Raw genomic sequence first — 12,618 nt, forward strand, 5'->3', positions numbered from 1 at the left:
GTTATTGTTATTTTTCTATAGGAGGCGAGCGCCAGTAAAAAATCAACCTGTTTTTTTACTGGTGCTGGTTTTTCAGAGGTGCTTGTTTTTCTACTGAAGAGTGGATTAGCGTCGGCACCACCCACCCCGCCCGGAGCATAAAAATGACTCACTCCACCGAACAGCAACTGCGTGAAGAGCTTGCAGCGTGCTACCGCTTGATTGCGCACTACCGCATGAGCGACCTGATCTTTACCCACATTTCGGTGCGCATCCCCGGGCCGGACCATCACTTCCTGATCAACCCCTACGGGCTGATGTTCGATGAGATCACCGCCTCCAGCCTGGTGAAGATCGGCCTGGATGGGCGTGCGGTGGAACCCTCGGCCTATGCGGTCAACCCGGCTGGTTTTGTCATCCACAGTGCGATCCATGGCGCTCGTGAAGACGCCCAGTGCGTGCTGCACACTCACACCCGTGCGGGCTGCGCGGTGGCGGCGCTGGAGTGCGGGCTGTTGCCGGTCAACCAGATCTCCATGGAGTTCTACGGCAAGGTTGCCTATCACGACTACGAAGGCGTCGCCCTGGACATGGACGAGCAGCGGCGACTGGTGGCCGACCTCGGTGACAAACCGGTGCTGATGCTGCGCAACCATGGCTTGCTCACGGTGGGCGAGACCGTCAGCCAGGCGTTCCTGCGCATGTACTACCTGGAGAAAGCCTGCGATATCCAGATCGCCGCCCAGGCCTGCGGTACGCTGATCCTGCCGTCTGCCGAGGTGTGTGCCTACACCGAACAGCAATTCAACAACCCTGACCGGCCACGGGAGGAGGGCGAACTGGTTGACCTGGACGCCATGCAATTGGCCTGGGCGGCGTTGCTGCGGATGCTGGATCGGGTGTCGCCGGGTTACCGGGACTGATGTAGAGTCTGGCTGCCGACTCAACTGCAGGAAACCCCCGCATGACCCAGGAATCCCGTTTTTCCCGGATGGACCCGGAAGTGCGCAAGGCCAATCTGGTCCAGGCCACGCTGACGTGCCTCAAGCGCGACGGCTTCCAAGGCGCGTCGATTCGCAAGATCAGTGCCGAGGCCGGGGTGTCGGTGGGGCTGATCAGCCATCACTATTCAGGCAAGGATGAGCTGGTCGCCGAGGCCTATCGCACCATCACGGACCAGGTCATGAGCCTGTTGCGCGAGACCATGGCCAAGGCGCCGCCGAACCCGCGGGAGCGATTGTCGGCGCTGTTCCGTGGCTCGTTTTCCCCCGAGCTGCTCGACCCGCACCTGCTGGATGCCTGGCTGGTGTTTTGGGGCGCGGTCAAGACCGCGCCTGCCATCAACCTGGCCCACGAACATTCCTATGGCGAGTACCGCACCATCATGCGTTCGGCACTGACCGACATGGCGAGGGAGGAGGGCTGGGAACACTTCGATGCCGACCTTGCCGCCATCGGCTTGAGCGCCTTGCTTGACGGATTGTGGCTGGAGTCGGGGCTCAACCCCGGCACCTTTACCCCGCAGCAGGGCATCCAGATCTGCGAGGCCTGGGTCGACGGCCTGCAGGGCGCCGGTCGCCAGCGCTATCAGCTCAAACCCTGAGCCTTCCTCGCCGCCTGGACGCACTGTCCGGGCTGGCATCTCCCCTCTGAAAATATTTGCAGTTTGCCGATTGCCACCTTACTGAACACTCGTTTAGTATCTCGCCATGTCGCACCCCTCAAGCCAATTAAAATAATTCGAGGAAGCCATGACGATCGATTCGCCCGTGCTCACCGCCGTGCAAGCAGGCGTTGCCTGGATCACCCTCAACCGTGGGCCCCAGCGCAATGCGCTCGATATCCCCACCCTCAAGCACCTGCATGCCTTGCTCGACGGTTTCAATGCCGACGCCAGCGTGCGTGTGGTGGTGTTGACCGGCAGTGGCCGCAGTTTCTGCGCCGGTGCCGACCTGGCGGAATGGGCCGATGCCGAAGCCCGTGGCGCCCTGGAAACCTACGGCTGGACCGAAACCGCCCACGCCCTGATGACCCGCCTGCACACCCTCGACAAACCCACGATTGCCGCAATCAACGGCACCGCCGTCGGCGCCGGCATGGACCTGACCCTGTGCTGCGACCTGCGCGTCGCCGCTCAATCAGCCCGCTTCAAGGCCGGCTACACCAGCATGGCCTACTCGCCGGACGCCGGTGCCAGCTGGCACTTGCCGCGCCTGATCGGCAGCGAGCAAGCCAAGCGCCTGTTGTTCCTGGATGAGCTGTGGAGCGCCGACCGTGCGCTGGCTGCCGGGCTGGTGGGCGAAGTGGTCGCCGATGACCAACTGCAGGCCCACACCCTTGAACTGGCAGGGCGCCTGGCCAACGGCCCGACCTTCGCCTTCGCCCAGACCAAGACCCTGATCCGCGAGGGCGCCGACCGCAGCCTGCCCGAGCAATTGCAGGCGGAACTGGCCGCAGGCCTGTTGTGCGGGCGAAGCGCCGACGGTGCCGAAGCCTTGCGCGCCTCCCTGGAAAGACGCCTTCCGATTTTCAGCGGCAAATAACAACAACACCTCCGAACAGGTAGCGCCATGAATTTCCAACTCAGCCAAGAACAAGACATGTTGGTGGACGCGGTACGCAGTTTTGTCGCCAAGGAACTGCTGCCCCATGAAGAGGCCGTGGACCGCGCCGACGAAGTTTCGCCGGCACTGGCCGCACAGATCCGCGACAAGGCGATTGCTGCCGGTTTCTATGCCTTCAACATGCCCGAAGAGGTGGGGGGCGGCGGCCTCGACTACTTGTCCCAGGCCTTGATCGAACGCGAGTTGTCGAAGGTGTCGTGGGCGCTGCACGTGTTTGTCGCGCGCCCCTCCAAGATCCTCATGGCCTGCACCGGCGCGCAGATCGAGGACTATTTGTTGCCGTGCATCCGGGGCGAGAAGATCGACTGCTTTGCCCTCACCGAACCCGGGGCCGGCTCTGACGCCAACGCCATCAAGACCCGCGCCGTGCGCAGTGGTGATGACTTTGTGATCAACGGCAGCAAGCACTTCATCAGCCATGCCGGGCACGCCGACTTCGCCATCGTGTTTGCGGTCACCGACACCTACGAACACAACGGCCGGCAGCGCAATGCAGTGACTTCGTTCCTGGTGGATCGCGGTACGCCGGGCATGACCATCCGCCGTGGCCCCAAGTGCGTGAGCAACCGTGGCTACCACACCTATGAAATGTTTTTCGACGACTGCCGCGTACCCGCGTCAAAGGTGCTGGGCGAAGTCGGCAAGGGCTGGGACGTGGCCAATGCCTGGCTGACGGCCGGCCGTGTGATGGTCGCCGCCAACTGCGTCGGCCAGGCCCAGCGGGCGTTGGATGTGTCGCTGCAATGGGCGGCTGACCGCAAGCAGTTCGGCCAGCCGATCGGCACCTACCAGGGCGTGAGCTTCAAGCTGGCCGACATGGCCACGCAAATCCGCGCCGCCGAGCTGTTGACCCTGCACACCGCCTGGAAGATGGACCAGGGCAGCATGACCGATGGCGAGGCCGGCATGGCCAAGCTGTTTGCCAGTGAAACCCTGGGCAAGGTTGCCGATGAAGCCGTGCAGATTTTCGGCGGCATGGGCTTGATGGACGAAGGTCCGGTGGAGCGCATCTGGCGCAACGCACGGATCGAACGGATCTGGGAGGGCACCTCGGAAATACAGCGCCATATCATCGCCCGCGAACTGTTGCGGCCACTGTTGCGCTGATCGGCGCGGAGAACGCTTATGTCCCAGGCTATTCGCGACAACCTCAAGCGCCTGCTGGCGCCCCGGCATCTGGCCTTTGTGGGCGGACGCAGCATGGCTCGCGCACTCAAGCGCTGTGCCGAGGGTGGTTTTGACGGGCCGATGTGGCTGGTCAATCCGCAGCACGACAGCCTCGATGGCATCCCCTGTGTGCGCCGGGTTGCGGACTTGCCCTGCGGCCCGGATGCGGTGTTTATCGCCACCAACCGAGAACTGACGCTGACCTGCGTCGCCGAGCTGGCCGCCATCGGCACCGGCGGCGCCATCTGCTACGCCTCCGGGTTTGCCGAAACGGGGGCCAGCGGCGCGGCCCTGCAGCAACAACTGTTAACCGCTGCGGGCGACATGGCCTTGCTCGGTCCCAACTGCTACGGCCTGCTCGACTACCTGCACAGCTCGGCGCTGTGGCCGGTGGCCCATGGCGGCAAGGCGGTGGAGAAGGGGGTGGCGGTGCTGACCCAGAGCGGCAACTTCGCCTATAACCTGTCCATGAGCGACCGCTCGTTGCCCGTGGCGTACATGGCGTCGGTGGGCAACCAGGCGCAGTTGGGCGTTGCCGAATTGATGGACGTGCTGCTTGATGAGCCGCGCGTCACGGCTATCGGCTTGCACCTGGAAGGCTTGAAGAATGTGCCGGGTTTTGCTCGTGCGGCGCACAAGGCGTTGGAAAAAGGCATCCCGATCATCGCGTTGAAAACCGGCGTGTCGCAGATCGGTGCCGAGTTGGCCCTGAGTCACACCAGTTCGTTGTCCGGCTCCGATGCGCTGTATGACAGCCTGTTTGCGCGGCTGGGGGTGATTCGCGTCAGCGGGCCGGTGAGTTTTGTCGAGACCCTCAAGGCCGCCGCGTGCGGCAACCTGCCTGCGGGTCATAGCCTGATCGCACTGGCCTGCTCCGGTGGCGATGCCGGGCTGATTGCCGACTACGCCGAGCGCAACCATCTCACCTTGCCGAAGCTGGACGAAGACCAGCGCGGCGAACTGGCCCAGGTGCTGCCCAGCTACGCCAACCTGGTCAACCCGCTGGACTTCACCACCGCCATCTGGGGCGACCGTGAAGCCCTCAACGCCATGCTCAACACAGCGCTGCGCACCGACGCCGACGCGGCCATGCTGGTGCTGGATTACCCGGCCGAGTTCACCGGCGAGCGCAAGGAATGCGACCTCTTGCTGGAACTGTTTTGCGACGCCCTGGGCCGCCATGGCAAGACTGGGTTTGTCACCTCAGCGTTTCCTGAACTGTTGCCGCCCCATGCCCGCCAACGTTTGCATGCCGAGGGCATTGCGGCGCTGCAAGGGGTCGAGGATGCACTCGCGGCCTGGGGGCGGATTGCGGCGTATCAAACCACCCGCCGTACCTTGCTGGAGCGTGGCGAATCGATCCTTGAACCGCTCTGCCCGCAAGCCCTGGACGGCCAGGGATTGGCGCTGGACGAATGGGCTTCCAAGCAAGCCCTGCGCGCCTTTGGCCTGGCCACGCCAGCCGGGGTGCTGAGCACGCCGGGGCGGGCCGTGGGCGATGCCGAGTTGCTGGGGTACCCGCTGGTGCTCAAGGCGGTCAGTGCAGATTTGCCGCATAAAACCGAAGCGGGCGCCGTGGCGCTTAACCTCAAGGATGGGGTCGCGCTGAGCACTGCGCTTACGCTGATGCGTGAGCACATCGCCGCGTACGCGCCGACAGTGGTGTTCGATCAGTTGTTGTTGGAGTCCATGGCCACGCCACCGTTGGCCGAGTTGATCGTGGGCATCAAGCGCGAAAACGATTTCGGCCTGGCCCTGGTTATTGGCGCGGGCGGCATCCTGGTGGAACTGCTCAAGGACAGTCGCAGCCTGTTGCTGCCCACCACCGATGATGCAATCCGCAACGCCTTGCTCAGCCTGCGCAGCGCGACCTTGCTGCAAGGCTTTCGCGGGCGAGAAATGGCGGACATCGAGGGCGTGGTCGCAGCGATCCGTGCGGTGGCCGATTACGCCTGTGCCAACGCCGGGCGCTTGCTGGAGCTGGATGTGAACCCACTGCTGGTCAGCGCCCACGGCGCCACGGCGGTCGATGCGTTGATCCGCCTGGGAGGTGAACATGTTTGACAAGACGATGACAGGTGGCCAGGCCCTGGTGCGGCTGCTGGCCAACTACGGCGTCGACACGGTTTTCGGCATTCCCGGCGTTCATACCCTGGAGCTGTACCGGGGCCTGCCTGGCAGTGGCATTCGCCATGTGCTGACCCGCCACGAACAGGGGGCCGGCTTCATGGCCGACGGGTATGCGCGGGTCAGCGGCAAGCCGGGGGTGTGCTTCGTGATCACCGGCCCCGGCGTGACCAATGCTGCCACGGCCATCGGCCAGGCCTATGCCGATTCAATTCCGATGCTGGTGATCTCCAGCGTCAACAGCACCGCCAGCCTCGGCAAGGGGTGGGGGATTCTGCATGAAACCCAGGACCAACGGGCGATCACGGCACCGATCACCGCATTTTCGGCGGTGGCGTTGAGCGCCGAAGATTTGCCTGAACTGGTCGCCCGGGCCTACGCGGTGTTCGACGGCGAACGGCCGCGTCCGGTGCACATCTCGGTGCCGCTGGATGTGCTGGCGGCGCCGATCAAGCGTGACTGGAGCAACGAGGTGGTCCGCCGCCCGGGGCGCGGCCTGCCATCGATCGAGGCGTTGGAGCAGGCGGTGGCCAAGCTCGCGGCGGCCAAACGGCCGATGATCATTGCCGGTGGCGGTGCGCTGGGTGCCGGTGAAGCCTTGCAGCGCTTGAGCACGCAATTGGCCGCGCCGTTTTTCACCAGTGTGGCGGGCAAGGGGCTGTTGCCGATCAATGACCCGCTGAATGCCGGCTCGACCCTGTGCGTGGAACCCGGTTGGCAACTGATCAGTGAGGCGGATGTGGTGCTGGCCGTCGGCACGGAAATGGCCGACACCGATTATTGGCGCGAGCGCTTGCCCCTCACCGGAGAGCTGTTGCGGGTGGATATCGACCCGCGCAAGTTCAATGATTTCTACCCCTGCGTGGTGGCGTTGCGCGGTGATGCCCAGCAGACGCTGTTGGCGTTGCTGGAACGCTTGCCGTCGATATCGCGTGACCCCGCCGAGGCGGTTGAAAAAGTTGCGACACTGCTGCAGGCCGTCGAGCTTGGGCATGGTCCGTTGCAGTCGATTCACCAGGCCATTCTCGACCGCATCGCGGCCGAGCTGCCGGCCAACGCGTTCATCAGCAGCGACATGACCCAACTGGCCTACACCGGCAATTACGCCTATCAGAGCCGAGCGCCGCGCAGTTGGCTGCACCCCACAGGCTACGGCACCCTCGGCTACGGTTTGCCGGCCGGCATCGGCGCCAAGTTCGGCGCGCCGCAGCGGCCGGGCCTGGTGCTGGTGGGCGATGGCGGTTTTCTCTACACCGCCCAGGAACTGGCCACCGCCGTCGAAGAACTGGACAGCCCGCTGGTGGTACTGCTGTGGAACAACGACGCCCTGGGCCAAATTCGCGATGACATGCTGAGCCTCGACATCGAGCCCATCGGCGTACTGCCGCGCAATCCGGATTTTGCGCTGTTTGCCCAGGCGTTCGGCTGCACCGTGAACCAGCCACACAACCTGGATGAATTGCAGACGGACTTGCGCAATGGTTTCAAACGCAATGGCGTGACCTTGATCGAGCTGAAACATGCCTATGCCTGTTGACCTTTAGAGGAACAAGACCATGAGCGAAAACAACAACAAAATGACTCAAGCGATGCACCGACGGGACTTCCTCAAGCACAGCGCTGTCGCGGGTGCGGTAGCCGCCGCGTTCTCCATGGGCTTGCCGTTTTCGGCCTTTGCCGCAGACGCCACCCCCAAGCCCGGTGGCGTGCTGCGCCTGGGCCTGGCCGGGGGCAGCACCACCGATTCTCGCGACCCCGGCTCCTGGGTCGATACCTTCACCTTCGTCGGCTTCTCGGCGGTGTACAACACGCTGACGGAAATTGCTGTCGACGGCACCGCCATCCCCGAACTGGCCGAGCGGTTCGAGTCCACTCCGGATGCGCGGGTGTGGACCTTCACCCTGCGCCAGGGCGTGACGTTCCATAACGGCAAAGGCCTGACCGCCGAAGACGTGGTGGTGTCGATCAATCACCACCTGAGCAAAGACTCCACCTCGGCGGCCAAGACCGTGCTCGGCGATGTCGCCAGCGTCAGTGCCAAGGGCAACGACACGGTGGTGTTCGAGCTGCATTCGGGCAACGCCGACTTCGCCTATGTGGTCGCCGACTACCACCTGGTGATCATGCCCGCCAAGGACGGCGTGGCCGACTGGAGAGCCGGCGTGGGCACCAGCGGTTACCGCCTGAAAAGCTTTGAGCCCGGTGTGCGCATGGACCTGGAGCGCAACCCCGATTACTGGAAGCCGGACCGCGCACACTTCGCCAGCGCCGAGCTGTTAGCCATTGCCGACGGGGCGGCACGGGTCAACGCGTTGGTCACCGGGCAAGTGGACGTGATCAACAAGGTCGACCTGAAGACCGTGGCACTGCTCAAGCGCAACCCCAATCTGGTGATCGAGGAAACCAAAGGCGCCCAGCACTACACCTTCCCGATGCTCTGCGACAGCAACGAATTCAAGAACAACGACATCCGCATGGCGATGAAGCACGCCATCAACCGCGAAAGCTTGCTGGCGTCGGTACTGTACGGCTATGGCCTGGTGGGCAACGATCACCCGATCCAGCCTGGCAGTCGCTTTATCAACGCCGCGTTGGAGCAACGCACCTACGACCCGGACAAGTCACGCTTCTACCTGCGCAAGGCCGGCGTGGAGTCGCTCAAGGTGCGCCTGCAAGCGTCCGACGCGGCCTACACCGGCGCGGTGGATGCCTCGGTGTTGTTCAAGGAGCAGGCGCGCCAGGCCGGTATCGATATTGACGTGGTGCGCGAGCCGGCGGATGGGTTCTTCTCCAATGTGTGGATGAAGCAGCCGTTCACCACCTCGTTCTGGTACAGCAGCCTGACCGCCGACCGCATGTTCAGCATCGGCTACGCCAAGGGCGCGGCCTGGAACGAAACCCACTGGGACAACCCGCGCTTCAACCAATTGCTCACGGCTGCCCGTGGTGAGATGAACGCACCGTTGCGCCAGGAGATGTACAACGAAATGCAGGCCCTGTGCCGGGACGACGGCGGCGCAATTGTGCCGTTGTTTGCAAGCTCCGTGGCGGCACGCTCAAACCGTGTGGCCCATGGCGCGCAGACCGCACCGTATGGCGAGTTGGATGGGCTGCGGCTGATCGAGCGGTGGTGGCAGGCGTAGAGATCCTCCAGCCAATGAATATCCAATGTGGGAGCTGGCTTGCCTGCGATGAGGTCCGCCCATTCGCTGCAAGCCTTAAGGCCGCCATCGCAGGCAAGCCAGCTCCCACATTAGATGGGTGCAGTCTCGACGAGCCTATTCACCTCATGAGAATCGTCCATGAATAGCCTGTTCAAATTAATTCTCCAGCGCCTCGCCCTAGGCGTGTTGTCACTGTTCGCCGTCTCGGTGATCATCTTTCTCGCCGTGGGCATGCTGCCCGGTGATATCGCCCAGGCCATGCTCGGCCAGTCCGCCACGCCGGAAACCGTGGCGGCGTTTCGGGCGCAGCTGGGCCTGGACCTGCCGCCGCTTACGCGTTTTGCGCAATGGCTGCTGCGCCTGTTGCACGGCGACCTGGGCGCTTCGCTGGCCAACCAGCGACCCATCGCCGACTTGATCGGCGCGCGCCTGGGCAACACCTTGAGCCTGGCCGCGCTGGCGGCGTTGGTCTCCGTACCCACCGCCTTGGTGCTGGGCATGCTGGCGGCGCTGTACCGCAACAGCTGGTTCGATCGCCTGCTCAATACCTCGGCGCTCAGCGCGGTGTCGTTCCCGGAGTTCTTTGTCGCCTACCTGCTGATCCTGGTGTTCTCGGTGAAACTCGGCTGGTTCCCCAGCCTGTCCAACCTGGCGCCGGACGCCACCCTGGGCACGATCCTGGAGCGCTCGGTGTTGCCGGTCGCCACCCTGAGCCTGGTGGTGATCGCGCAGATGATGCGCATGACCCGCGCCTCGCTGATCAACCTGCTGGCCAGCCCGTATATCGAGATGGCGCGCCTGAAGGGCATCAGCCAGTCGCGGATTATCTGGAAGCACGCGTTGCCCAACGCGCTGGCGCCCATCGTCAACGTGATCGCGCTGAACCTGGCGTACCTGGTGGTGGGGGTGGTGGTGGTCGAAGTGGTGTTCGTCTATCCAGGCCTGGGCCAGTTGCTGGTGGACTCGGTGTCCAAGCGCGACATCCCGGTGGTACAGGCGTGTAGCCTGATTTTTGCCGCGACCTACATCCTGCTCAATACCGGAGCGGACGTGCTGTCCATCGCCAGCAACCCACGCCTGATGCATCCGAAGGGGTAGACCATGAACCTGTTGAGCCAAGTGGCCCAGGCGCCGTTGAGCGCCAAGTTCGGCCTGCTGATCATTGTGTTGTACATCGCGGTGGCGGTGTTTGCGCCGGTACTGGCGCCCTATGGCGAAACCCAGGTGGTGGGCGAGGGTTTCGCGCCCTGGAGCGGCCAGTTCCTGCTGGGCACCGATAACCTGGGGCGCGACATGTTCAGCCGCCTGGTATACGGCGCGCGCAACACCTTGGGCATCGCTTTTCTGACCACCACCCTCGCGTTTTTGCTGGGGGGCTTGAGTGGTTTAGTGGCGGCGATCAAGGGCGGCTGGATCGACCAGGGCCTGTCGCGGGTGGTGGACGTGCTGATGGCGATCCCGCAGCTGATTTTCGCGCTGTTGATCCTCAGCGTGGTCGGCACCAACGCCACTTCGCTGGTGCTGGTGATTGCGTTGCTGGATTCGACGCGGGTATTTCGCCTGTCCCGTGCCGTGGCGATGACCGTGGTGGTGCAGGACTTCGTCGAGGCCGCGCGCCTGCGCGGCGAAGGCCTGTGGTGGCTGGTCACCCGCGAAGTGTTGCCTAACGCGGCCGCGCCGTTGATTGCCGAATTCGGCCTGCGCTTCTGCTTTGTCTTTCTGTTTATCAGTGCGCTGTCGTTCCTCGGCCTGGGCATCCAACCGCCGACCGCCGACTGGGGCAGCATGGTGCGTGACAACGCGGTGCTGATCACCTTTGGTGACATCAGCCCGTTGCTGCCGGCGCTGGCCGTGGCGTTGATCACGGTGAGTGTGAATTTCGTCGTCGACTGGATGCTGCATAAATCCAGCGGCCTGAAGGAGTGTTGAGGATGGACACGCCATTGCTGGAAATCCGCAACCTGCAGATCGAAGGGCATTACGAAGACGCGTGGCACCCGCTGATCAAGGGCATCGACCTGACCTTGCAGCGCGGCGAAGTGCTGGGGTTGATCGGTGAGTCGGGGGCGGGCAAGTCCACCCTTGGCCTGGCCGCGATGGGCTATGCGCGGGACGGTTGCCGCATCACCGGTGGCTCGGTGTGTTTTGATGGGATCCAGCTGCTGCAGGCCAAGCCCGAAACCCTGCGCAAGCTGCGCGGCCTGCGTATCGCCTATGTGGCCCAGAGCGCGGCGGCGTCGTTCAACCCGGCCCACCGGCTGATCGATCAGCACGTGGAAACCGCCGTGATCAATGGCGGCATCAACCGTGCCCAAGCCGAGCGCGAGGCGGTGGAGTTGTACCGCGTGCTGCGCCTGCCCAACCCGGAAACCATTGGCCAGCGTTACCCCCATCAAGTCTCAGGCGGGCAGTTGCAGCGGGTGATGACGGCGATGGCCATGGCCTGCCACCCGGACCTGATCATCTTCGACGAACCCACCACCGCCCTCGACGTCACCACCCAGATCGAAGTGCTGGCTGCCATCCGAGATGCGGTGAAAACCTTCGGCAGCGCCGCGCTGTACATCAGCCATGACCTGGCAGTGGTGGCGCAGATGGCCGACCGCATCATGGTGTTGCGCCACGGTAAGCTGGTGGAAGAGGCCGATACCCGCAGCATGCTCAGCCAGCCGCAGCAGGACTACACCAAGTCGCTGTGGGCGGTGCGCAGTTTCCGCACTGAGCCCAAGGCCTGCCCGACGCAGCAGGTGCCGTTGCTGGAGGTGCGCCAGGCGTGCGCCAGTTATGGGCACCAGCCGGTGCTGCATGACGTGTCGATGAAGCTGTATCGCGGCCAGACCCTGGCAGTGATCGGCGAGTCCGGCAGCGGCAAAAGCTCCACGGCGCGGTTGATCACCGGTTTGCTGCCGGCCACGGCCGGGCAGGTGGTGTACGACGGCGAAGCGCTGCCGGTGGATTTTCGGCGGCGTAGCAAGGAGCAGTTGCGGCGCATCCAGATGATCTACCAGATCCCGGACACCGCGCTGAACCCGCGCCAGCGCATCGTCGACATCATTGGCCGCCCGCTCACGTTTTACCTGGGGCTCAAAGGCAAGGCCCTGCGCGCCCGCGTTGCCGAGCTACTGGAGATGATCGAGCTGGACCCGGCGGTGTTCATGGAGCGCCAGCCACGGGAGTTGTCCGGTGGGCAGAAGCAACGCATCTGCATCGCCCGCGCCCTGGCGGCTGACCCGCAATTGATTATTTGCGACGAAGTCACCTCGGCCCTCGATCAACTGGTGGCCGAAGGCGTGCTGAAGCTGCTCAACCGGATCCAGCAGCAACTCGGCGTGGCTTACCTGTTTATCACCCATGACGTCGCCACTGTGCGCGCCATCGCCGACGAGGTGGTGGTGATGCAGCGGGGCAGGGTGGTGGACCAGGGCAGCCGCAGTGCGATTTTCACCCCGCCGTACCAGGACTACACCGGCCTGCTGTTCTCATCTGAGCCGGAAATGGACCCCGACTGGCTCGACCACCTGCTGGCCCAACGGGCGGCCCCCACTGTTTGAGGAACT

10 protein-coding genes are annotated in these 12,618 nt (G+C 63.9%); all 10 read left to right on the forward strand.

What is annotated here, in order from left to right:
* Window positions 1-143 precede the first annotated feature (143 nt).
* The 10 genes from HX803_RS23875 to HX803_RS23920 all read left to right on the forward strand — a co-directional run bounded on the left by HX803_RS23875 (window position 144) and on the right by HX803_RS23920 (window position 12,612).
* Window positions 144-902, forward strand: a complete 759-nt coding sequence (locus HX803_RS23875) for a class II aldolase/adducin family protein (protein WP_178924052.1) — start codon at window positions 144-146, stop codon at window positions 900-902.
* 41 nt (window positions 903-943) lie between these two features.
* Window positions 944-1,582 carry a TetR family transcriptional regulator C-terminal domain-containing protein gene (locus HX803_RS23880; protein WP_178924053.1) on the forward strand — a complete coding sequence of 213 codons (639 nt, stop codon included), beginning with the start codon at window positions 944-946 and terminating at the stop codon, window positions 1,580-1,582.
* 148 nt (window positions 1,583-1,730) lie between these two features.
* Window positions 1,731-2,522: an enoyl-CoA hydratase/isomerase family protein gene (locus HX803_RS23885; protein ID WP_178924055.1), complete on the forward strand. Its 792-nt coding sequence runs from the start codon at window positions 1,731-1,733 to the stop codon at window positions 2,520-2,522.
* Window positions 2,523-2,549: 27 nt separating this feature from the next.
* Entirely contained in the window at window positions 2,550-3,710 is a 1,161-nt protein-coding gene (locus HX803_RS23890) for an acyl-CoA dehydrogenase family protein (RefSeq protein WP_178924057.1), read from the forward strand.
* Window positions 3,711-3,728: 18 nt separating this feature from the next.
* Window positions 3,729-5,834 carry an acetate--CoA ligase family protein gene (locus tag HX803_RS23895; protein WP_178924059.1) on the forward strand — a complete coding sequence of 702 codons (2,106 nt, stop codon included), beginning with the start codon at window positions 3,729-3,731 and terminating at the stop codon, window positions 5,832-5,834.
* The gene (locus HX803_RS23900; protein WP_178924061.1) at window positions 5,827-7,434 is read left to right on the forward strand and encodes a 5-guanidino-2-oxopentanoate decarboxylase; all 1,608 of its coding nucleotides are present in this window, start codon (window positions 5,827-5,829) and stop codon (window positions 7,432-7,434) included. The genes HX803_RS23895 and HX803_RS23900 overlap by 8 nt, the downstream gene beginning before the upstream one ends.
* 19 nt (window positions 7,435-7,453) lie before the next feature.
* Window positions 7,454-9,040 carry an ABC transporter substrate-binding protein gene (locus HX803_RS23905; RefSeq protein WP_178924063.1) on the forward strand — a complete coding sequence of 529 codons (1,587 nt, stop codon included), beginning with the start codon at window positions 7,454-7,456 and terminating at the stop codon, window positions 9,038-9,040.
* Window positions 9,041-9,199: 159 nt separating this feature from the next.
* Window positions 9,200-10,159, forward strand: coding sequence for an ABC transporter permease (locus HX803_RS23910; protein ID WP_178924065.1), 960 nt, complete (start codon window positions 9,200-9,202; stop codon window positions 10,157-10,159).
* Window positions 10,160-10,162: 3 nt separating this feature from the next.
* A complete protein-coding gene (locus HX803_RS23915) occupies window positions 10,163-10,990 on the forward strand; it encodes an ABC transporter permease (protein WP_178924067.1) in 828 nt (275 codons plus the stop codon).
* Window positions 10,991-10,992: 2 nt separating this feature from the next.
* Complete coding sequence (locus tag HX803_RS23920; protein ID WP_178924069.1) at window positions 10,993-12,612, forward strand: ABC transporter ATP-binding protein; 1,620 nt, start codon at window positions 10,993-10,995, stop codon at window positions 12,610-12,612.
* Window positions 12,613-12,618 lie beyond the last annotated feature (6 nt).

The sequence above is a fragment of the Pseudomonas sp. P7548 genome (assembly GCF_013386585.1).
Lineage (GTDB): Bacteria > Pseudomonadota > Gammaproteobacteria > Pseudomonadales > Pseudomonadaceae > Aquipseudomonas.